Consider the following 21831-nt stretch of genomic DNA (forward strand, 5'->3'; position numbering starts at 1 on the left):
TTGTTATAGCGGTCTGTTTAGATTTATGAGAATCGATACAATTCTGGTTAACCAAATATAACCTTATAATCAATGTTGGGTGTCATGTACTGTCCTGTTGTACAAAAATTTTACAATAACCCTGTTTTTGTGGAAAGAAAATGGTTTTGGTATTATCTTTTAAAGTAATACCAATGGGTTGAACTATAAAATTATGGTGGATAATCGGGGAAATAGGTGTTAAATCTTCAATTTCTAAATCCCATTTCCTCAAAAAGAACAAAAAATAGATAGACCTCGAAAGATGGATATGAGTACGGTGTTAGGCATTCAGAGCACAATTGTCAAGGTATGGGCATGGTCCAAAATAGATGGTCCGATCAAGGTAGGACTGGCATTTGGGTTTGGTTGGAGGTCTTCGGTGTCCAACTTTATTTCTTTTTGAGACTTTCATAAACCATTTGGTGGTAAGGCATTCCAATTCCCATCTCTTTTGATTTAGCCTCGAAGAAACCTATAAGCTCTTCCATTTCGTTCCTAGGGTTGTTACCCTGTAAATCCGAATGAAGGGAAGTGGTGGCGTCAATAGGTGTCGCCATCAGCATACCAATGATATTTTCCTTGGTTCCTAGATTTAGTCTCACGTTCATTTTTAAAGCCAAATCAATACCTTCGTCCAGGAGCGCCAGAAACGTATCGAAAAAATCCCGGTTACTTCTAATCTGTCCAAATGTGGCGTTAAAGTAACATGTCGATGCGGCAGCCGAAGAAATAAAGAGAAATTTGGTCCAGATCACAGGTTCAATCTCTTCTGTAAGTCCAGCATCAATCCCAGCTGAACGTAGCAACTGGTAAAAATATGTAAGGCGATCGTCCGTCTGGCTGGGTATCCCAAAATGCAGTTTTTCAAATTCTGAAAATTTTTCCACAGCACCGTCCCCCACCTTCCTCACGACTATGTTTGTACATCCGTAACATACCAGGGCAGAGGGGAACCTTTCCTTGATTTGCAAGACCGATTGAACCCCGTTCATCAGGGGTATGATAACAGTACGCTCGCCCACGGATTGCGAAATGCAATCCAAAATGCCCAATAAGTCTGGGGTCTTGGTGCAGATCAATATATAATCGTAGGTTCCCTTTCCCCTTGCATCGTGGAACACATCATCAGGTTTACCGGTAATCTCCAATCCTCCATCTCTTACCATCAAACCTTGTTCCTGAACAAAGGAAACTGATTTTTCCCTCACTAAGAATTCTATTGACAGACTTCCATCATTTGGGTTGGAGGCACAGAGCTTGCAACCAAAATATCCTCCAATTGCACCAAGTCCAGCTATCAATACTTTTGTTTTTTCTATCATGTCCGTTTTTGTTTAGATGATTACCAGTCTTTGGGGTTTTCAGTCACCATGTTATGATATAGTCATAAAGATAATATACATTCGTAGAAAAGGAGGCTCAGAACAATAAACACGCTAATTTATACCCTTGTGTTTCCAGTCACGTCCCAGGAATGCTTAAATTATCCATTGGTCAATTTGGATAAAAAGTTCCTTAAGACTATCGCTTGGTTGTGTAGGGGATCCCTGGCACTATAGAGAAGGCAAAGGTTTTCTTTTTGCGCAATGTTTCCTAATCTTAAAAGGTCGTTTTTTTGACTATCTAATTCTGTTTGATACCTAAGGGAGAACTCATCAAATCTTTCGGGTATATGTCCGAACCATTTTCTCAATTCAGTTGAAGGAGCGATATCCTTGTTCCATTCATCCAATTTGGCGCCATTTTTCTTTACTCCTCTGGGCCAAATCCGATCAATTAAAACCCTATACCCATCAAGGGGTGACGGGGGCTCATATATCCTTTTAATTTGGATTTCCATAATATTATATGTTAATATAAGGAATATGAAAGGTTTTTGTTTTGATTTTTCAAAATTTCATCTTGGATTGCCAAATGAATTGTCTTCTTTCCAGTTTATGCATACATTAGTTGTCAAATATTCGGTTTTAAAACGGGTTCATGTACTTTGATAGAGAAATCTTCTCTGGACAAGTTCCGATGAACGCTAATATTTGTTGAGAATAAATTGTATTGACTTAGAACAGTTATACAATAAATGTTATGAATTATAAGGATTTCGTAATTATTTGATTTGTTCCCATCCTCCGTTTTTGTCTCAGATTATTATGTTTGGATGGTTGTTATGGGAATGAACCTGTTAAAAGCAGGAATGAGATTTGAAAAAGAAAAAAGAAAAGGGGCAATTTGGTCAAAATGCCCCTTTTCATTATTAATAATAAGTATATCTCCTTACACCAGCGATATGTCTTGCCAATCGCATGACTTGGTGAGAATAACCATATTCATTATCATACCATACATAGATAATGGCTGTTTTTCCATCTTCCGAAACGATATTTGCAGGAGCATCGATAACTGAAGCTGCTGAAGTTCCGATGATATCTGAAGAAACGAGTTCCGAATTGTTGGTATAGCTTATCTGTTCAACCAGGTCGCCATCCAATGCAGCCTTTTTCAGGAGATCATTCAGTTGGTTCAAGGTTGTTTTGTTATTTAATTCTAAGTTGAGGATTGCCAATGATCCATTTGGTACAGGAACGCGGATGGCATTGGAGGTGAGCTTTCCAGCCAAGGCAGGCAATACTTGTGCCACTGCTGAGCCAGCACCGGTTTCTGTGATCACCATGTTCAATGCAGCTGCACGGCCCCTTCTGGATTTCTTGTGCATGTTATCGACTAGGTTTTGGTCATTGGTATAGGAGTGAATGGTCTCGATATGACCTTTACTGATGCCCAATTCTTTTTCTAAAACTGCCAATACCGGTGAGATGGCATTGGTTGTACAAGAAGCTGCTGAGAAAATATGGTCCTTTTTAGGATCTGCATCCAATTCATTTACTCCGTAGACGACATTAGGAACACCTTTTCCAGGGGCGGTCAATAAGACCATTGCAGCTCCTTTGGATGTCAGATGCCTAGCCAATTCTTTATCATCACGGAAAGCACCTGTATTATCAATAACTAAGGCATCTTTGATACCGTATTTACCATAGTCGATATCTTCAGGGTTTTTGGCAGAGATAATGTACACGGGAATCCCATTGATGATCAATGCCCCGTTTATAGCATCAACTGCAACTTCGCCATCAAAGTTTCCATGGATGGAATCTTGTCTTAGCAAAGCTGCTCTTTTCTCCAATGTTTTTTTATCAACCTCATCTCGTGTTACGATGGCTCTTAAACGCAATTGTCTGCCTGCTCCAGCCTTGCTAATGAGTTCGCGAGAAAGGAGCCTTCCTATCCTTCCGAAACCATAAAGAACCACATCTTTTGGCTGGAAAGGTAAGTGTTGATTGGCTGGTTCCAACTCTTTGCGGACAAATTCTTGGACGTCAGCTTCTTGGATGCGTTGTTTGCGGATGTTCAATGCCAATTTTCCGATATCTAACCTTGAAGGATTGAGATCTAGGGCATAGATAGCCTCGGCAACCTTTAAGGTTTCCATAATATTCAACTCAACACCGGTATACTCTTTTGTTTCTTGATGTAGATTCAGAATAAAACTAACTCGGCGATCGATCAATTGGTTTCTGAAGAGCACGAGTTCTATGGATTGGTTAAACCATAAGTCGCTTATTATTTGAATAAGCTTAACGCATGCATTTTGGTTTGATTTGTAACTTTTGATCTGGTCCTCAAAAGTAGAATTGTGTATCATAATTATTGAATGAAGAAATTTCACACAAACTTAGAGCTTTTGTATTGCTTAAAAAATTAAAATTGAAAATTTGGCAAGGAAAAGCTATTTAAGGTTTGTTATTTTTGTTATTTTTTAAAAATGGCAATGATATTTTGGGAATATATCAACATTCTTCTCTTGTTTGCTAAACGCTTTTTGCTTATTTTACTTAATAAAGTGCTGTTTGGGATAAATATTTAATAATCTAGGTTTATTACACATTTTAATGAATTGTAAAGAATTCCTTACAGAAGTTGCTTAAAACGTTTTAGTTGCTATCTTTAAGCTAATCGATAAGAGATAATAAACCTTTAATCCAGAAAATATTTCATGAGGAATACCTAGAATTCAGTTTTTTTGAGTCTTGGACCTCCGCTATATCTATCACAGACGATTTACAGAATTACCTATGATTAATAAAACAAATGTCCTTGGGGTTTTTATATTGCTGCTGACACAAATGTTGTCAGCGCAACATATCAAGAATGATTTACGAGCACCAGCTTTTCCCCTGATTACCTTAGACCCAAATACCAGCGCATGGTCTTATACCAATAACCTATATGATTCCAATCCTTCACATTGGTCGGATAAGAACTTGCCTTTTATGGGAGTGTTGAAAGTGGACGGACAGTTCTATCGATTTATGGGAGCCGAGGATGTAGAGATGCTAACGGTAATCCCGAACGGAGAGGACAAGGCATGGGATGGAAAGTATGTAACCACGGAACCAGCAAAAGATTGGTCTGCCAAGGGTTTCGATGCTTCTAAATGGCAAGCTGGGAAAGGTGCATTTGGTACAACTGAAAATGAATCGCTGAGCAAGACCAATTGGACCACAGATAAGATCTGGGTAAGGAGAGAAGTGGTACTTGCAGAAGATCTAAGCAATAAATCCGTGTACCTGGAATATTCGCATGATGATGATGTCAAGATCTATATGAATGGCATTGAAGTAGTCAACCATGGTGGAACTGGAAAGAATAAACGAGTTAAATTATCTGAGGAGGTAGTAAAGACCTTAAAGAAAGGCAAGAATAGTATTGCCGCCTACTGTTTCAACGGAGGCGCAAATGGCTTTCTGGATTTTGGACTGTTGGTGGAGCGTAGTGATAAGGCCTTTTTTGCAAATACAGCAAAGCAGATTTCTGTAGATGTACAGCCTATGCAGACTCTATATACCTTCCAATGTGGAGATGTGGAATTGAAAGTGACCTTTACGGCTCCAGTATTTTTGGATAATCTGGAATTATTGTCTAGGCCGATCAACTATTTGAGTTATGAAATCAAATCGCCACAACCGAAAGAAATTGAGCTGTATTTTGAAGCCTCCCCAAATTGGGCATTGAACCTTCCGACCCAGGAATCGGTTTCAAGTAGCTTTGAAAAAAATGGAATTACCTATTTAAAGACAGGGTCAACATCGCAAAAGATATTGGGCAGGACGGGAGACCATGTGAAAAACGATTGGGGATATTTCTATTTGGCCAGTGAAAGTGCCGGAACAACGGCAAAGGTAGCCCCGAGCATGACATTGCGTTCTGCATTTGCTTTAGGAGCTGCTACCGATGCTGATCAAAAGGGCGGAGTAAAGCAATTGGCATTGACCAAGAAATTGAAGGTCAATGGTACGGCAAAAGGCAAAATTGCCATTGGCTATGATGATTTGTATGCCATTCAATATTTTAATACCAACCTAAGGCCTTATTGGAACCGTAAAGAAAACAGCAGCATTGAACAGCAGTTTGAAATCGCCTTTAAGGAGTATGATCAATTGATGGCGGCGAGCAAGAAGTTTGATGATAGATTCATGCAAGAATATCAGCAATATGGAAAAGAATATGCTGAGCTGTGTGCTTTGGCTTATAGACAATCCATTGCTGCCCATAAACTGGTAGAAGCGCCTAATGGTGACCTGCTTTGGTTGTCAAAAGAAAACGACAGTAATGGTTCTATCGGTACGGTGGACATTACCTATCCTTCATCACCTCTGTTCTTGATCTATAATCCAGAACTTGCAAAGGGCCTGGCCAACTTTATCTTTTATTATTCAGAGTCTGGAAAATGGCAGAAACCATTCCCTTCGCATGATATCGGTACCTATCCTGTTGGAAACGGTCAGACATACGGTGGGGATATGCCGATCGAAGAAGGTGGAAATATGTTGATCTTGACTTACGCCATTGCAAGGGCAGAAGGAAATGCTGATTATGCGAACAAGCATTGGGCTACATTGACCACTTGGGCAGATTATTTGGTCGAAAAAGGCCTAGACCCGGAAAATCAGCTTTGTACAGATGATTTTGCAGGTCATTTCGCCCATAATGCGAACCTTTCAGTCAAGGCTATTATGGGAATAGCATCCTATGGTCATTTAGCAAAGATGTTGGGGCAGGATGAAGTAGGCACGAAATATATTAATAAGGCTAAGCAAATGGCGAAAGAGTGGGAGCAGATGGCAAAGGATGGCGATCATTACAAGCTTACTTTTGATAAATCAGGAACCTGGAGCCAGAAATACAACATGGTTTGGGACAAGATCTTTGATATGGGGATTTTTGATCCGAAGATCAGGGAAACGGAGATCAAGTACTACTTGACCAAACAGAATAAATACGGGCTTCCTTTGGACAGCCGTGAAGCCTATACCAAGACGGATTGGATTTTTTGGACAGCTACAATGGCGGATAAACATGAGGACTTCCTTAAGTTCCTAAAGCCTGTTTATCTGTTCATGAACGAGTCAACAACACGGGTGCCGATGTCGGATTGGATTTGGACAGATCGTCCTGAACGCAGAGGATTTAAGGCAAGAGCGGTTGTAGGTGGGTATTACATCAAACGTTTTGAGGATTTGATTAAAAAAGGAAATTAAGATCAGGTTATATATTAGGTTAATTAGAGAGGGGGGTGCGAAAGCATCCTCCTTTGTTTTTAATCGACGATAAATAATTCGGCTGCTATCTGATCCGCCAGTAATTTTCCGGATGGGCTTAAGCTTATAATGCCTTCTTCAGAGATTAAAACTAGCTCCTTGTGAAAATATTCCTCGATGTTCTTAAGGATGCTGCTCAGGTAATCGTTTCCAAATTCCTTTTCCACGTAGTTTTTGTCGATTCCCCATTTGGTTCTTAAAGAGGTCATGACATATTCATTGAATCGGTCTTTCTTGCTCAGTTGTTCAGTTTCAAACGGGAGTTCTTTGGTTAGGATACCTTTGATGTACAGGGCATTATTGGCAATATTCCAGGACCTGGAAGTTCCGTTGAAGGAATGTGCTGAAGGGCCTATGCCTAAGTACGGTTTTCCTTTCCAGTAATTGCTGTTGTGACGGGCGTAACGATCCGGCTTAGCAAAATTGGAAATCTCATAATGTTCATATCCCAAGGAAGTCAATGTATCGATAAGCATCAGCATCTGTTCGGCGCTCTGTTCTTCATTGAGAGCAGGGGTTTTTCCCTTGTTGATCAGATGCGCCAATGCGGTTTTCTTTTCCACTGTCATGGAATAGGATGAGATATGTGGGACTTCCAGGTCAATCAGGGATTGCATATTAGATTTCCATTTGCTATTGGTCAATAGGGGATAGCCATAGATAAGGTCGCAGGTAATGTTTTCAAAACCTGCATCTTGAACGCGCATGATCGATGATCTGGCTTCTTCGGAATTATGGGCACGGTTCATCCATTTGAGGTCCTCCTCGAAGAAAGATTGAATGCCGATGCTAAAGCGGTTGATTTCGGTGTTGCGGAGTTCCTGGACTCTCTTTTTATCCAAGTCGTCAGGATTTGCTTCAAGGGTGATCTCTGCATCCGAACTGATTTCAAAGTATTTGGCAACTTTGCCGATTAAGGCGTCGATTTCCTTTGCTTGGAGGATGGAAGGGGTTCCGCCGCCAAAGTATATGGATTCTACTTTTTTGTTCTCGAGGTAGGAGGCTCGGAGTTCAATTTCCTGATGCATGGCTTGGAGCAGGTCTTCCTTGTACTTTAGGGAAGTGCTAAAGTGGAAGTCACAGTAGTGACAAGCTTGTTTGCAAAATGGAATGTGGAAATAGAACATGGGTGCAAATATAAGTATAGATAAATTATGATAGAAATTAATAGATTTTAAAATTAAAAACCTTATTTTCAGATTATTAATTCGATTAAAACTATATTTTTTTTATAAGTTTATGTGAGGATTTTTGGAAGTTTTGTTACTTACCTTGTTACTTCTATATTACAAAAAATAACAAAAGTAAAACATGATTAAAGTACGTTTTATACCATTAAATCAGGTGTGTTCAGTACATATCTAGATATTTAGTACAAGACTTCAGATAATAAATCTGAGCGAAGTTATGAATTTTTAGGCATCCATGTCCATAAAGATTATTCAAGCTCGCGGGTTCGGATCATGGAAAAGGATTCTGAGAATATTAAGTTAGTACTATAATAAATAAACGTGAAACTGATCTCAATTTTGCAAAACATGGATATGAGAAAAAATCGGGGCCAATCATCAAAGAAGAAAAACAAAATATTAGCTGGGGGGGTATAAGTTTAGAAGATAGTATTATGTCAAATTAAAAATTACTTACTAATCATCAATTAAGCAATTGATTTATAATACAATTACACATTCTGGGTGCTCGCTCAGTTTGGCATGAGGTAAGGATATTTATCAGATAGATTTGATATAAATTATTTGAACTTCTTTGTAAATAGTCAAAAATATCTAAACTGTTGCAAAGATATTTGATATATTTTTTTGCGCACCAAAATCCTTAGGTAATCAAAACCATCGAAATTGATTAACAAATCCATTTGTGATAAATTTATACACATCTACCCAACTAGATAATCAAAAACCAGAAAAATTGATTAACAAAACTATTTGTTATAAATTTATTTTTAAGGTTATTTAATAATAATTATTGATCTAGAATCATAGATCTGCCATTATGTACCTCAAGGTACATTTTCGGAGCGATGGGTAGTTTAGCTGCTTTTTGGTTTATTGAATTTTGATCTCAGTAGCTAACAAAATTATTATTGGAGTTTGCCATTGAAAGCGGAGAGAATTCTATTCTCGAATCCCCAATTGAAGGACGCCAAGTGCTATTAGAGGTTTCAAGTGTAGAAATTGGGAAAGCTGTTGCTAATTATGTGGAGGCAAGGGGGTAGGGTTGAGGTGTCAAAATACTGAGATTAAACAAAATAGGGGATCCAGGTATGTGTGATTGGTTTAAAAATCATCAAGGAAAACTAAGTTTATTAATCTATACTTATTTCCTGCCTTCATTATAGAAAATATATAATCCATCCTTCCCGGCAACTATTATATCTTTTCGCCCAGTGTTCATGAGATCAGTTACAGAAAAGTAAATCCCAGCACCTTTACCTTGATCAAAGGGGCCATAACTAATGATATTCTTTGTGAAGGACTCCCCATTCCATTTGAAATAATATAAACCTATCGGGTCGTTAGCTCCGGGGTCTTTTCCGTTGTGGGCTCTATATCGCTTACCGGTGATGAGCTCTTCTTCTCCATCGCCATCAATATCAATCCATTCCATGGTATGGTATTGCGAATTGTTGAGATCAATAGGATGTTCTATCCAATCTCGTTTACCGTCAGAATCTATCTTTTGTTCATACCAACGAAGGCCATAGGAGTGGCCTTGACCAACGATAAGGTCATTTATACCATCTTTTTTGATTTCCAATACTAACACTGGAATGCTTGCATCTCCAAAATCAAACTCCTGGTGTAAGGTCCATTTCCCCTTAAGATCTTTTGGAGCCTCTAGCCAACCATTATTGACAATGATATCTATCCGTTTATCGCCATTTACATCTCCAAAACCCATTCCATGTCCTTGAGTTGGAGCCACATCGACCTTACTGAATTTTCCAGTCCCTTTACCATTGGAGTCGGTGATTAATTTATAGTACTTCAAGGGGTGCCCAGGATTGTTTGGAATGATTTCTAGGTTCCCATCTCCGTCAAGGTCAAACCCCCTTGCCGTCTCAATATTGCCGGTTGAATCAATCCTATGTTTCTTCCAATGCCCATTGTCTCCAGGATTCTCCATCCAATATAACGTCCCGGCAAACCATCCTCCGGTTATATAATCCATCTTACCATCTCCATTGACATCCATTGGGATATGCATAAATTCATCCCAGTATTCATCTACGCGTTTTACCTCGGAGATAAAATGTCTTTGCACATAGTCTGGTCCTTCATACCAAAAGGCTCCAGACACCAGATCTGGCTTCCCGTCTCCATTCACATCAAATACGCCTACAGATTCATAGGTTTCCGATGAAACCTTCACTTTTTTGAAGTGAACAGGCCCGACAAAGTTGTCCTTTTTTTGATCCTGACCAGAAGAGGATAGTATAAATCCTAGGCTTAGAATGGTTAATAGTGTTAATCTCATATCTTCAATTTAACCAATTGGCAATATAGGTCCATCATGGGCTGTCATGGTTTTAGGAGATTAATCAAAAAGCTGTAAGCAGTTAGTGATAGCCTTTCCAAGACATGCTTGATAATAAACGAGAAAGACATAAGGTCGCCTGTTCAATTCCTGTAAGATCATATTTTTATCTTTTGGTATTCAAAATGATTTGTGATTCATACTTCCAACAATAAAATACGCTTAAAGAGAAATTAATGTTAATCACAAGTTAATTACCGCTATATGAGTGGGGCTGTTATTTATGGCCTCATGTTCCACCTCCAATCAAGATAAGTCCAATGGACAGATTGCAAGGATACCGTTAATCAGGGTGTACTTGATACCAAAGTGGTTATTGAGGATGTAGAGAAAACAAAACCTGCTCAATCATCACGAGCTGCAATCGCATCAAAATAAGTGAATGATGGCACATTGAGCTTTACCAAAGCGAAAGTTGTCGGAGGCTTCCTAAATGTGAGTTAAGATTAGACAACACTGAAAAAAATGTAATAAGCATCAACTTTCCTGGTGAAAACTTTTATCAATTCGATGAACCAAATGCAAAAAAGTACAGTCTACTGAAAGAGGACGCCGGAAAATTTATGTCTATTCCTCGCAAAGAAAAAGGTAAGTAGCTTTTGTACTTAGGATCAGATAAGATGGCGTTGATCTGCTAGAAATTTGCTGTTCTGTCCCCAGATACCAAAACCATTAGTTTGACACTAAGTGATTACGGTAGCTTTGACGCCTTACCAATAATCAGGTAATATGAGAAAAATAGAAATCTTATGCGAACTATCTTTCATGGTTTGGTTACACCCTGTAATTCGGAAGCAAAGAAAGTAACGCTGCAAAACTCAGCAGAATTGACCGCTACTGAAGATTCCATTGAAGATAATGAGAAAATGAGGAGGTTGAGCAACGCTCCTGGGGGTTGAAGTGAAATACCTATATCCACAAGTGTCAGTAAATAAAAAAGAAGGCCACAAATATACACGAGGGCACTGAAAAACTATCCATTAAAAAAGGGCTTATGAATTTTTATGTTCATAAGCCCTTATCTTTTGTCTATTTGAATGCTTCTATATTTTAAGTCGCAAATACTCGATTCTCAAAGGGTTTAACACATGGTTTTCAAGCATTTTGAAACCTCTAAATTTTTAAGAAGACTTTTTCAGTGCCCTCATATACACTTCCGGCCTTTTCTATGATTAATTTAGAGTACTATTTCAACCACCAAGGTTTGGCTGTAATTGCATCAGAACCAGAGAACTGGCTAGCTATTGCAGCGGCTACATTGGTTGCATTGGAGTTGTATTCCGCTTGCGGATACATCCATCTGTATGCAAAATGATTCGGGTTAGTCTTTGCAAAACTTGGATACCCCGTACGTAGATGGTCAAAATATGCCGACCAGCCTCCTTGATGGAAGGAACGGAGATATCTTTGCATCATAATACGCTCAATTTGTTCTTCCTTCCCACTAACTGCAGAAAGTTTTACCGTGTTTTGTGCCAAGTAGGTATTCGCTATACCCTCATTTATATAGCTGCCAAGACCTTTTGCATAAGTTTCATAGAACTTGAATCCAGCCTTCACACCCTCATTATAAAAAGTGTCAGCATTCCCAGATATCCAACCTCTAACAACCGCTTCAGCCAAGATTAGCTGTTGCTCGCTGTAGCCCAACAATACCGATGGTTCATTGGTAGGATCCTTCGTAAAGCGATCGGCAACCTTTGAAACATTACCATTGGTCGCTTTCTTGTTGACCTCATCATAAGGTCTGATCGGGTTCCCACCTTCATATGCCGTGAAATCGTTAACTGCTTTACCAGCCTTGGCTGCGTTTGGAGTCCTGGTGAACAATACGAATAAACGAGCGTCTTTAAGATCTTGTAATCTTTTGATAAAAGTCGAATCCACGTACATACCAGAACCATAACCACTAGAGTTGAATTCAGGATATCGGTTTCCGATCTGATCTAAGTACAATAATTTAGCATCATCAGTACCCGAAGTGAATAAAGGTTCGCTGCTAACGATCTGGCTGAACTTAGCTTTCGGAGAAATTGTTCCATCTGCCTCTTTTGGCGATAAAGTCATTAAAACCTTCAACCTGAAAGCATTCACCAATTTGCGCCATTGCGAAGCCGTTCCGCCGTAAATGATATCTCCTTCGATTCTGTTCTCAACTTTTGATAACAAGGTATTTGCCTCTTCCAACTCCTTCAAAATCCCTACAAATACATCGTTTTGGCTATCGTATTTAGGAGAATAGTTGTTTTCTTTTTCACCTTTCAATGCATCAGAATAAGGAACATCTCCAAAAGTCATCGTTAGGTTATAGAAATAATACGCTCTGAAGAATTTACCTAAGGCGATATAGTCTTGCAAGTTTCTTTTCTCAGCTTCCTCGATCATTTTCGTTACATCACGCAATTTTCCGTAAGCACTGAAATCGCCACGTTGCCATGCATAGATCTGATTAGAGTTCTCACCATCAGTCTGCACAATCATTTTCAGGGCGTATAAAGGACCAGTTCCTTTAAAGGCATTGAATGCTTCCCATTGTATTTTTGTCAATAAAAACTGTGGGTGTGTTGTAGACGATTCGTTGGGATTGATATTGATCTCTTCCAATTTTTTACAAGAAGAGGTTAAGCTCACAAAGAGAGCAAGAAATCCCAATATGATAATATGTTTGATATTCATGGTTTAGAATTTAAAGTTTAAGGATGCTCCAATGTAACGTGCAGACGGATCTTGAAGGTTGTTGTCATCACCATAGTCAGGATCCAAGAATGGAATGTTTTGCCACATCAATAGGTTGTAACCAAAAACAGTTGCATTGATTGACTTCACTTTTGAAGTTTTGATGAATTTATTGATGTCATAAGCTACAGATAAGCGGCGAAGCTTAACAAATGAGCGGTCAAAGGTATTTGCAAAGAATTTGTTCTCATCCTCAGTTACCCTTGCTTGGTAAGGATAGATCTGGCTCCATGTCTGCCAGCTCACAGCCTGTGTGTTTTTCTCGTAGGTACGGGTATCAGAAACCACCTTCCCGTTCACATCCCTTACCAGCTCACCACCTGTTACGATTACACCTTCCGGCACATAAACATATTTTCCAGCAGTGTATTCCGCATCTCTATACTTGGTTGAAGATGGGTGTTTGCCACCCCACCACATTTTTTCATGGGTTACAGAGTTGATCAATCCTCCAACAGATCCATCAATATCTAGGTTTAATGAGAATCCATGGATATTGAATCTATTTTGGAAACCAAATCTCCAATTAGGATCCAAGTGACCTACGTTCTTAGCATAACTGTCACGGATTGGCATCCTAGTCGCATTGTTCAGGATCACTTGACCATCAGCAGATTTTTGCCAAATGGTAGCATAATAGGCATCAGCACGGTCACCCACCATATAGTTGCCAAATTTCTCAGAGCCATGGATCGCAGCGAATTTTTTCACCTGTCTGCTCCAGTTAACCGAGAAATCCCAGCTGAAGTTCTCATTCTTGATCGGATAGATATTCAACATCAACTCTACACCTTGGGTTTTGAAATCCAGCACATTGGACTTTCTCAATGGGAATCCAGAAGCTTCTGAGATCGCTAAATCCCTGATCTGGAACTCATCGTAAACATTGTAATAAGTTGCTTCGGCATTTACTTTATTGTTCAGGAAAGAAAGCGCTAAACCTGCTTCGATAGCCGTAGACTGCTCAGGTAAAATAGCAGGATTCGCAAGAACATCCCTATAAGAAACAGATGGAGTCGATCCATAAGTTAAGTTCTTTCCATAAGTCAAATAAGTACTATATGGATCTAAGTCGTTTGATACCTGTGCTAATGAGGAGTACACCTTCAAATAGTCAATTCCAGCAGGTAATTTGAAGTAATCAGATAAGATTGAACTCAATGAAACCGCAGGGTAGAAGTAAGAGTTATTTCCTTGTGGCAATGAAGAAGACCAGTCATTTCTTCCGGAGAAGTTGATGTACGTCGATTTAAATAAATCCAAGTTCACTGATCCGTATACCGAGCGGGTCACCTTTTCAGAGTTGAAGGTCGAAGCCGAAGCGGGACCCTGCGTATTAGCCAAACTGTATAGTTTTGGTACGATCAATCCATCTGTTGCCAAGTAAGAATTGTTCATTCTACGTTGGTATACAGATGAACCAGCATTTACGCTGATACCAAAGTTCTCACCAAATTCTTCATGGTAAGTTGCCAAAACGTCCGCGTCAAAATCAACTCTCTTGTTATTCCAAACCTTATAATCACCATTTCTTGAATCACCATAGTTCATATAAGATTTCGGACTTTGCATATTTTCAAAAGACGAATTCTGTCTTGCCGAAGCACGTCCCTGAACGGTAAAGTTTGGAGATACCTGCCAGTTCAAGGTAGATTGACCTTGCAGAACATCGCGGTTATGTTGTTGGTTCAGTTCATTTGCCGCAAAATAGGGGTTGTTGTACCAAGCATAGTTATAGTTCGCTTGGCGGAACCCCTCCTGACCAGGAACATAGTAATGCTCGCTCAGGTCCTTACCATTTACGTCATTACCCATCCATAATAAGATGGTGTACATGTGGTTTTTAGGTCCGTAGCCATATCTTGGGTAATTTGGAGAATAGACCTTGTTATACGATAGATTCACGTCCAATTTCAAGGACGGATTGAACATATAGGAAGTGTTCATCGTCGCACCGCCAGATTGCAATTGCGAATTAGGGACCTGTCCTTGTTGGATAGCATATTTACCGGTAAAGAATACAGCGGCTTTCTGCCCTTTATAAGCGATGCTTACATTGTTGTCATTGACAAAACCTGTTCTTAGGAAGTCCTGAAGGTTATTGTGGCTCACAAAATCCATCGGAACACGTTCGTATAAGGAGCGGTCATCATAGATCGTTCCTTTCACATCACCCCACCAAGGAATGATTTCGCCAGTCTTTTTATTTTTTATTGGACTGTTCCATTGCGGAACTTTCACCCCTGCATTCAGTTTTGGTCCCCAGGTCATATCACCATCTGAGATACCACCGTCGGCACCATCCCAGAATTCATATTTCCCATTCGATCCCGAACCGTATTCAGTCTGTGTTTCTGGAAATACCGTGAAGCCTGCAGTCACCATGTTCGTTGTGGTGAAGCTCACTTCCAATCCATCTTCTTTGGCTGATTTTGTCGTGATCAAGATAGCGCCATCTCTACCTCTAGATCCATATAGTGTAGAGGCTGCGGTACCTTTCAGTACGTTGATGTTGGCAATGTTCTCGCTAGGGACATCGAAGAAATCCGTTTCTACAACGATACCATCGATTACGATGATAGGATTCTTGCCACGCAGGGAGAAATTAGGTTTTTGGAAAATACCTGTCGGATTGGTTACGGTCAATCCGGCAACCTGTCCTGATAAGGCATTCCCGATATTCATGGTTTTAGATTGATCCAACACCTCTGTTTTAACTTCCTGTGTTGCATAACCTAACTTACGTTTTTGTTGTTTGATACCGATTGCGGTTACAACCACTTCTTCCAATGCCGATTCATCCTTCAACATCACGATGTTGACCGGAGAGCCCGAGTAGGTAATGGTCTGTGTCACATAACCTAGTGAGGTGAACTCCAATACATCGCCTTGTTTAGCCTCGATTTGGAATGAACCATCTAGTTTACTTGCTGTACTTAACTTGTTGGTCAGGTTTCGGATGGTGGTACCAACTAGGACTTCGTTGGTTTCGTTTTTTATCTTACCAGTTGCTTGGGTCTGGATGGATAGGGTAGCGGTTTCATAGAAATGGGCTTCATCAAGACTACTTGCAGAAGCGGATTTTCCAATGAGCGCGCAGCACAAAAGGGCATAGCCAATTTTGCTGAATTTCCGAGATTTTCGGACGGTTAATAAATCCATAAGTAATATTTAGATTAATAATAGAACCCCTGTTCTATATATTTCTGCAAAAGAAGCAAAGCTATTTTAAGGTAGTTTTAAGCAAATATTAAATTATTACTTATAATTCATTAATTAATTGTGAACTAAAATCAGTGATAGCTAACCTTTTCTTTAAATAAAAAATATTAATCAATGGTTGTTTAAACATATAGATTTAGGAGCTCTATCTGTGGACCAATAAAACCAAATGATGGATCGGTGTTTGAAACTGGGATGGAAAATCAATCACCTAAACTATTTCAAATGAGAAAATTAGTATTTGCTGCATCCATTTTAATGCTAAGTTTAGACGCTAATGCGCAGAGCCCAGGTCAATTCAAGATCGGAGCCAACATCGGACTTCCAGTTGGCGATGTGGCCGATGTTTCCTCCTTTACTGCTGGTGTAGATGCAGCGTATCTTTGGAGCGTAGGCGAAAAGATCCAAGTCGGACCAACTGTCGGATTCCAGAACTATTTCCTGAAATCTGATTATAAGGACGCTGGCTTTTCAGATTTTAACTACATCCCTTTGGCGGCTTCTGGACAATATTCTATCGTTCCTGAATTCTTCATCGGAGCTGATCTGGGATATGCCTTGACTACTTCAGGTGGTGAAGATGCTGGAGGTTTCTACTATATGCCGAAAATTGGTTACCAACAACAGAAATGGGAACTTTTCGGCGGTTACCGTGCCGTGAATAATGATGTCAATTTCGGAGCAATTAACCTTGGTTTTAACTTCAAGTTTTAATAATTAGACATTTGTGGAAAGCCGGTAAAACATTGGGTTTTGCCGGCTTTCTTATTGCCCAAACCTTCCTCCACAGCACTGCAATCACCCGCAGAATCTCATCAATAACCTTATTATATTATTGTTAACTTATTGCTATTCCTGAAAATATTAATAAATTTAGTCTATATTTTATCCAAACTTATTAACACTAGATACTATGAGTAATATCAAAGAGAGAGTACTATTGATTGCCGAATCAAAGGGTATACACAAAGTCGAGTTTTTTAAAGGATTGGGTCTTTCCTATGCAAATTTTAAGGGCGTACAAAAAAACTCCGCCCTAGGCTCCGATGCAATAGCCACTATTCTATCTAGCTATGCCGATATTTCTCCTGAATGGTTAGTTTCTGGTGCCGGCGAGATGTTGAGAGAAGATAATCATCAACTTCATGAAGTCGCCATTACCCTTCCTTCTAAAATCGATAAACCTATCGATAATGGTACCTTGTCCGCTGCCCTGGAAAAAGTAATCAGCGCTCAACAGTCTACCATTCAATCACAAGAAATAACCATTGCAGCCTTAACGGCAAGGATTGACCAATTGGAAAAAAAGAAGAAAAACAAGAAAAAACGTTAATGCATTTTCAATAAAAGTTCTTTCACAGAAAGCTGGTTTTTTCTTATCTTTTCTGTATGAAACTGCTATTGATTTTATGTGCTTTCCTGCTTCCTAATGTCCTTTTTGCGCAAGTCAGTAGAAACCTAAAGGCATTCTACAATGCTGATTCTACCTTGGTCGGCTATCAAGATCGGCAAGGAAAAGTTATTGTTCCACTCTCCCTACAAGCTGTCAGTAGGATCCCAAGTTCTTTTGACAATATCATTTCGGTAACAGAGGTCAACGATCAGGAAGAATTTCGTTCTTATTTCCTGACCAAGACCGGAAGAAAGGTTGGCATTGACAGCCTCTACTATTTTGACAATGTTCCGGATTGCGAGAGTGAAGGTTTTATCCGTTTCTATGACCAAGCAAATGACCTGGTAGGGTTGCTTAATGCCGAAGGCGAAATTCAAATTCCTGCCATCTATAATGGCCTAGGGCGTGTCAATAATGGAATGATTCCTGCCTTAAAGGGCGCCCAAAGAAAAAGGGATAGTCCAGATGACGAACATTCCTATTTTGTGGGCGGAAAAAGTATGTTGATCGATACGAATAATCAGGTCCTTATTGAGGATTTCCCATACAATGATAACCTGAATTTTTACCAAGTAAGTATCAATGGCTCTTTGCCTGAGGATGGGACATGGGAAAAATTTAAGGGGAAAAATGGTAATACTTATGCCTTTATGGACTATGTAAAGGAGTTTGAACAGCTTTTTCCTAAATTATTTTCCAAAGAAATAACAAAAGAACAATTGATCTCGCATTCCTATGACAGCATCGCCTATTGGCATGAGGACCAAAATCAATGGGTATTTGAGGAAAGTCCTAAATACATCAACCGTCAAGGTGATATATTAAAGGAACTGTTCGAGTCTGTTATCAGCGGATCGAAAAAATACGATATCTCTAAATCCAGCTTAAATTATTTCATATTTGAAGGCGAATCCTATAGTATGTATCTCGATCAATGTGGTGATTCATTAGATGCAAAGTATCCGGTCATATCCCTGTCTTTGTACGACGAATTCCCATATGTATCAAAGACATTTGAGTTTCTCCGGACGGATGAGGGATACAAGCTCATCCTCGTCAATTTTTAGATTAATTTTTATCTTAGGGCAAAATATTATTTTAACAATGAATATTAGAAGAGGATTAAAGCAGGATTCGGAACAAATAGCAAGTTATTTATTGTTGGCCATGGAAGAGATTGCCTACCGTTTTATTGGACAAAGAGACCAGCAGCAAGCCTTACATTTTTTGACAGAATTGGTCAAACAAGAAGGTAATCAATATTCCTATAATAATAATTGGGTAATCGAGGAGGAGGGAGAAGTTGTGGCTACTGCCCTAGTTTACGATGGTGCAAAATTACATGAATTAAGAAAGCCGGTTGCACAATATGTAGAATCTCAATTCCAACGTGATTTCAACCCTGAAGACGAAACACAAGCAGGCGAATTCTATATTGATTGCATCGGGGTCAATCCCAATCAACAAGGTAAAGGTCTAGGGTCGAAAATTATTGAATTCCTGATCGGGGAGTATGTTACCGAGAATAAAACGGTACTAGGGTTGCTTGTCGATGATGATAACCCGAAAGCTAAAAAACTATATGAACGTCTAGGCTTCCAAGTGGTCGGCGAAAAATGGTTGATGGGAAAACATCTGGAACATATGCAGATTAAATAATCGCTTAAAAATACTGGAAACGCCCATGCCCTCGCATAGGCGTTTTTTTATGGGTTATTATTCCCTAAATTATTAGCTAAAACCTTTTTACTACCTATCTTTTTTGTGAATTTTTTTATTAAATTTGATAGTGGACCTGTTGTAAACCAATCAATCTAATGCTTATTTCGAAGTCGGTATAACAGTAAACGGTGTTTTTTCACATTACATTACTAGATCACTATGTTCAAGAGTCAAATTCCGCGAATTGGGAAAATTTGGAGCAAAGGGAAGAGCTTTGCAGCCATGGCAATGATTTTTATCTCTGCAACCCAAGCCCAGGCCCAAAAGTCAGAGGTAGATTATGTCAATCCTTATATGGGAAATATTTCCCACCTGTTGGTGCCAACTTACCCAACCGTTCATTTACCAAATTCCCTGTTACGTGTCTATCCTGAAAGGGCTGACTATACCTCGGATCGCATCAAAGGCCTTCCTTTGATCGTCACCAGTCACCGCGGAAGCTCTGCCTTTAACCTGAGCCCAATTGTCTCGGGAACCCGAGGTTTAAAACCGGTATTGAACTATAGCTATGATCAGGAAATCATCAATCCATATAGCTATTCCGTTTATTTGGATGAGGATAATATTCAGGTTGACTTTGCTGTTTCCCATCAGGCCGCCATCTATGAATTGGGCTTTGAAAAAACAGGGCAGCCACAACTGATCTTTAATTCTCGCAAGGGCGATGTGAAATGGGATGGAAACGGTGTATCTGGAAGTCAGGATATCGGGAACAATACAAAGGTCTATATCTATGCAGAATTTGACCAAAAACCTACCGAAGTTGGTAGCTTAAACAATGGTCAGGTCAGCAAGTCCACGGAAGCCTCAGGCGATCAGGCGAATTTAGTCTTGACATTCCCAACAGCGGCTAAGACTTTAAAGGTTCGTTATGGTATTTCCTTTATCGATGCAGCTCAGGCTAAAGCAAACCTAAACCGTGAAATCAAGAACTTCGATTTGGAAAAAGTGAAGACAGATGGAAAAGCAACCTGGAATAAGGCACTCGGCAAATTGAAGGTGGAAGGGAAGTATAGAAAATGATAAGAACATCTTCTATACTTCCCTGTACAGAACCTTTGAAAGACCAGTCAATATTTCTGAAGATGGTCGCTACTTCAGTGCCTTTGACGGCAAGGTCCATTCAGATGAGGGAGTCCCATTCTTTACAGATGACTGGATTTGGGATTCATATCGTGCCCATCATCCTCTCAATGTCTTGATCGATACCAAGAAGGAAGGCAATATCCTGCAATCATTCGTCCGGATGTCTGAACAGATGCCTAACTTCTGGTTGCCTACCTTCCCGGAGATTACTGGCGATAGCCGTAGAATGAACTCCAACCATGGGGTGGCAGCTCTTTTAGATGCTTATGAGAAGGGTGTTCGTTCATTCAATGTAGAAGAGGCCTATCGTGCCGCAAAAGGAGCGATTACCGAAAAGACCTTGGCTCCTTGGTCTGGTAAACCTGCCGGAAAGATGGACCAATTTTTCTTTGAAAAAGGTTATATCCCAGCTCTGCATCCAGGTGAAAAGGAAACTTATCCAGAGGTACACAGCTTTGAGCGACGCCAACCTGTGGCCGTTACTTTAGGTACTTCCTACGACCTGTGGTGTTTGGCGCAATTGGCTAAGCATTTAGGCAAGACTGAAGACTATGAGAAATTCATGAAACAGTCTTTCAATTATAGAAACCTATTCAACCAAGAAACGAAATTCTTCCACCCTAAAGATGAGAAAGGGAAATTCTTGGAACCATTCGATTATGTGTTTTCAGGAGGCCAAGGCGCTAGGGAATATTATGGAGAGAACAATGCTTGGATCTATCGTTGGGATGTTCAGCACAATATCCCTGATTTGATCAATCTGATGGGTGGGAATGAACAATTCGTGAACTACCTAGATGAAATGTTCGTGCAGCCTTTGGGCAAGTCCAAATTTGATTTTTACCAACAGTTACCCGATCACACCGGAAATGTTGGACAATTCTCTATGGCAAATGAACCCTCACTACATATACCATATTTGTACAATTATGCAGGACAACCATGGAAGACTCAAAAAAGGATCAAAACCCTGATCAAGCAATGGTTCCGCAATGACCTCATGGGGGTTCCAGGAGATGAAGATGGAGGTGGACTTTCCTCTTTTGTCGTGTTCTCCCAACTGGGTTTCTATCCGGTTACTCCAGGCTCTGGAATGTATAGCATCGGTTCGCCATTCTTTGAAAAGGCAGTCATCCAATTGGAAAACGGAAAGACCTTTACGGTCATTGCAAAAAATGCTTCGGACAGATTTAAATATATACAATCCGCTAAATTGAACGGCAAACCATTGAATAAAGCCGAGATCTCCCATAAAGATGTTTTAAATGGCGGAGTCCTAGAATTCGTCATGGGCGAAAAAGCCAATAGAAACTGGGGTTCCGATAATTAATAAAAATTTAGAAAAAGCTGGAAGGCTGCCCCATAACGGGCAGCCTTTATTATTTGCCTCCTTTTCTGCTCATTTCAATAAAATCAGTATATTCGGGTATATTCTAAACC

Annotated in this window: 15 protein-coding genes; 8 read left to right on the forward strand and 7 right to left on the reverse strand. The window is 39.7% G+C overall.

Features of this window, described 5'->3' with window-relative positions:
• Positions 1 to 410: 410 nt before the first annotated feature.
• From ACWICE_RS12185 to ACWICE_RS12195, 3 genes are all read right to left on the reverse strand, one after another.
• Positions 411 to 1343: a ketopantoate reductase family protein gene (locus tag ACWICE_RS12185; protein ID WP_312695789.1), complete on the reverse strand. Its 933-nt coding sequence runs from the start codon at positions 1341 to 1343 to the stop codon at positions 411 to 413.
• A 161-nt stretch (positions 1344 to 1504) separates the two neighbouring features.
• Positions 1505 to 1861, reverse strand: coding sequence for a DUF488 domain-containing protein (locus ACWICE_RS12190; RefSeq protein WP_185213079.1), 357 nt, complete (start codon positions 1859 to 1861; stop codon positions 1505 to 1507).
• Positions 1862 to 2272: 411 nt separating this feature from the next.
• Positions 2273 to 3721 (reverse strand): glyceraldehyde-3-phosphate dehydrogenase, encoded by a 1449-nt coding sequence (locus ACWICE_RS12195; RefSeq protein WP_312695790.1) that lies wholly within the window; start codon positions 3719 to 3721, stop codon positions 2273 to 2275.
• Between the two features lie 430 nt (positions 3722 to 4151).
• Between ACWICE_RS12195 and ACWICE_RS12200 the strand changes: the two genes are divergently transcribed.
• Positions 4152 to 6617 carry a glutaminase domain-containing protein gene (locus ACWICE_RS12200; RefSeq protein WP_454290960.1) on the forward strand — a complete coding sequence of 822 codons (2466 nt, stop codon included), beginning with the start codon at positions 4152 to 4154 and terminating at the stop codon, positions 6615 to 6617.
• Between the two features lie 59 nt (positions 6618 to 6676).
• On the opposite strand, the gene hemW is transcribed toward ACWICE_RS12200, so the two are convergent.
• Together hemW and ACWICE_RS12210 are read right to left on the reverse strand one after the other, a co-directional pair.
• Positions 6677 to 7804, reverse strand: a complete 1128-nt coding sequence (hemW, locus tag ACWICE_RS12205; protein ID WP_312695792.1) for a radical SAM family heme chaperone HemW — start codon at positions 7802 to 7804, stop codon at positions 6677 to 6679.
• A 1207-nt stretch (positions 7805 to 9011) separates the two neighbouring features.
• Complete coding sequence (locus tag ACWICE_RS12210; protein ID WP_454290961.1) at positions 9012 to 10172, reverse strand: FG-GAP repeat domain-containing protein; 1161 nt, start codon at positions 10170 to 10172, stop codon at positions 9012 to 9014.
• 809 nt (positions 10173 to 10981) lie between these two features.
• Between ACWICE_RS12210 and ACWICE_RS12215 the strand changes: the two genes are divergently transcribed.
• A complete protein-coding gene (locus ACWICE_RS12215; protein WP_454290962.1) occupies positions 10982 to 11131 on the forward strand; it encodes a hypothetical protein in 150 nt (49 codons plus the stop codon).
• 286 nt (positions 11132 to 11417) lie between these two features.
• Here ACWICE_RS12215 and ACWICE_RS12220 read toward each other — a convergent pair whose 3' ends face one another.
• The gene (locus ACWICE_RS12220) at positions 11418 to 12908 is read right to left on the reverse strand and encodes a SusD/RagB family nutrient-binding outer membrane lipoprotein (RefSeq protein ID WP_454290963.1); all 1491 of its coding nucleotides are present in this window, start codon (positions 12906 to 12908) and stop codon (positions 11418 to 11420) included.
• A gap of 3 nt (positions 12909 to 12911) precedes the next feature.
• Positions 12912 to 16130: a SusC/RagA family TonB-linked outer membrane protein gene (locus ACWICE_RS12225; RefSeq protein WP_454290964.1), complete on the reverse strand. Its 3219-nt coding sequence runs from the start codon at positions 16128 to 16130 to the stop codon at positions 12912 to 12914.
• 285 nt (positions 16131 to 16415) lie between these two features.
• Between ACWICE_RS12225 and ACWICE_RS12230 the strand changes: the two genes are divergently transcribed.
• The 6 genes from ACWICE_RS12230 to ACWICE_RS12255 all read left to right on the forward strand — a co-directional run bounded on the left by ACWICE_RS12230 (position 16416) and on the right by ACWICE_RS12255 (position 21721).
• The gene (locus ACWICE_RS12230) at positions 16416 to 16904 is read left to right on the forward strand and encodes a hypothetical protein (protein ID WP_454290965.1); all 489 of its coding nucleotides are present in this window, start codon (positions 16416 to 16418) and stop codon (positions 16902 to 16904) included.
• Positions 16905 to 17103: 199 nt separating this feature from the next.
• Complete coding sequence (locus ACWICE_RS12235) at positions 17104 to 17523, forward strand: hypothetical protein (protein ID WP_254528908.1); 420 nt, start codon at positions 17104 to 17106, stop codon at positions 17521 to 17523.
• Positions 17524 to 17579: 56 nt separating this feature from the next.
• Positions 17580 to 18650 (forward strand): hypothetical protein, encoded by a 1071-nt coding sequence (locus tag ACWICE_RS12240; protein WP_454290966.1) that lies wholly within the window; start codon positions 17580 to 17582, stop codon positions 18648 to 18650.
• A gap of 37 nt (positions 18651 to 18687) precedes the next feature.
• On the forward strand, positions 18688 to 19242 hold the full coding sequence (locus ACWICE_RS12245) for a GNAT family N-acetyltransferase (RefSeq protein WP_454290967.1): 555 nt from the start codon (positions 18688 to 18690) through the stop codon (positions 19240 to 19242).
• Positions 19243 to 19527: 285 nt separating this feature from the next.
• Positions 19528 to 20328, forward strand: a complete 801-nt coding sequence (locus ACWICE_RS12250; RefSeq protein ID WP_454298495.1) for a glycoside hydrolase domain-containing protein — start codon at positions 19528 to 19530, stop codon at positions 20326 to 20328.
• A 22-nt stretch (positions 20329 to 20350) separates the two neighbouring features.
• A complete protein-coding gene (locus tag ACWICE_RS12255) occupies positions 20351 to 21721 on the forward strand; it encodes a glycoside hydrolase family 92 protein (RefSeq protein ID WP_454298514.1) in 1371 nt (456 codons plus the stop codon).
• The last annotated feature ends 110 nt before the right edge of the window (positions 21722 to 21831 follow it).

The organism is Sphingobacterium sp. NPDC055346 (assembly GCF_053645235.1).

Bases quoted from the DNA above. Each gene is read 5' to 3' on its own strand.
- ACWICE_RS12185 (WP_312695789.1), bottom strand. From the start codon at position 1,343: ATGATAGAAAAAACAAAAGTATTGATAGCTGGACTTGGTGCAATTGGA.
- ACWICE_RS12190 (WP_185213079.1), bottom strand. From the start codon at position 1,861: ATGGAAATCCAAATTAAAAGGATATATGAGCCCCCGTCACCCCTTGAT.
- ACWICE_RS12195 (WP_312695790.1), bottom strand. From the start codon at position 3,721: ATGATACACAATTCTACTTTTGAGGACCAGATCAAAAGTTACAAATCA.
- ACWICE_RS12200 (WP_454290960.1), top strand. From the start codon at position 4,152: ATGATTAATAAAACAAATGTCCTTGGGGTTTTTATATTGCTGCTGACA.
- hemW (WP_312695792.1), bottom strand. From the start codon at position 7,804: ATGTTCTATTTCCACATTCCATTTTGCAAACAAGCTTGTCACTACTGT.
- ACWICE_RS12210 (WP_454290961.1), bottom strand. From the start codon at position 10,172: ATGAGATTAACACTATTAACCATTCTAAGCCTAGGATTTATACTATCC.
- ACWICE_RS12215 (WP_454290962.1), top strand. From the start codon at position 10,982: ATGCGAACTATCTTTCATGGTTTGGTTACACCCTGTAATTCGGAAGCA.
- ACWICE_RS12220 (WP_454290963.1), bottom strand. From the start codon at position 12,908: ATGAATATCAAACATATTATCATATTGGGATTTCTTGCTCTCTTTGTG.
- ACWICE_RS12225 (WP_454290964.1), bottom strand. From the start codon at position 16,130: ATGGATTTATTAACCGTCCGAAAATCTCGGAAATTCAGCAAAATTGGC.
- ACWICE_RS12230 (WP_454290965.1), top strand. From the start codon at position 16,416: ATGAGAAAATTAGTATTTGCTGCATCCATTTTAATGCTAAGTTTAGAC.
- ACWICE_RS12235 (WP_254528908.1), top strand. From the start codon at position 17,104: ATGAGTAATATCAAAGAGAGAGTACTATTGATTGCCGAATCAAAGGGT.
- ACWICE_RS12240 (WP_454290966.1), top strand. From the start codon at position 17,580: ATGAAACTGCTATTGATTTTATGTGCTTTCCTGCTTCCTAATGTCCTT.
- ACWICE_RS12245 (WP_454290967.1), top strand. From the start codon at position 18,688: ATGAATATTAGAAGAGGATTAAAGCAGGATTCGGAACAAATAGCAAGT.
- ACWICE_RS12250 (WP_454298495.1), top strand. From the start codon at position 19,528: ATGGCAATGATTTTTATCTCTGCAACCCAAGCCCAGGCCCAAAAGTCA.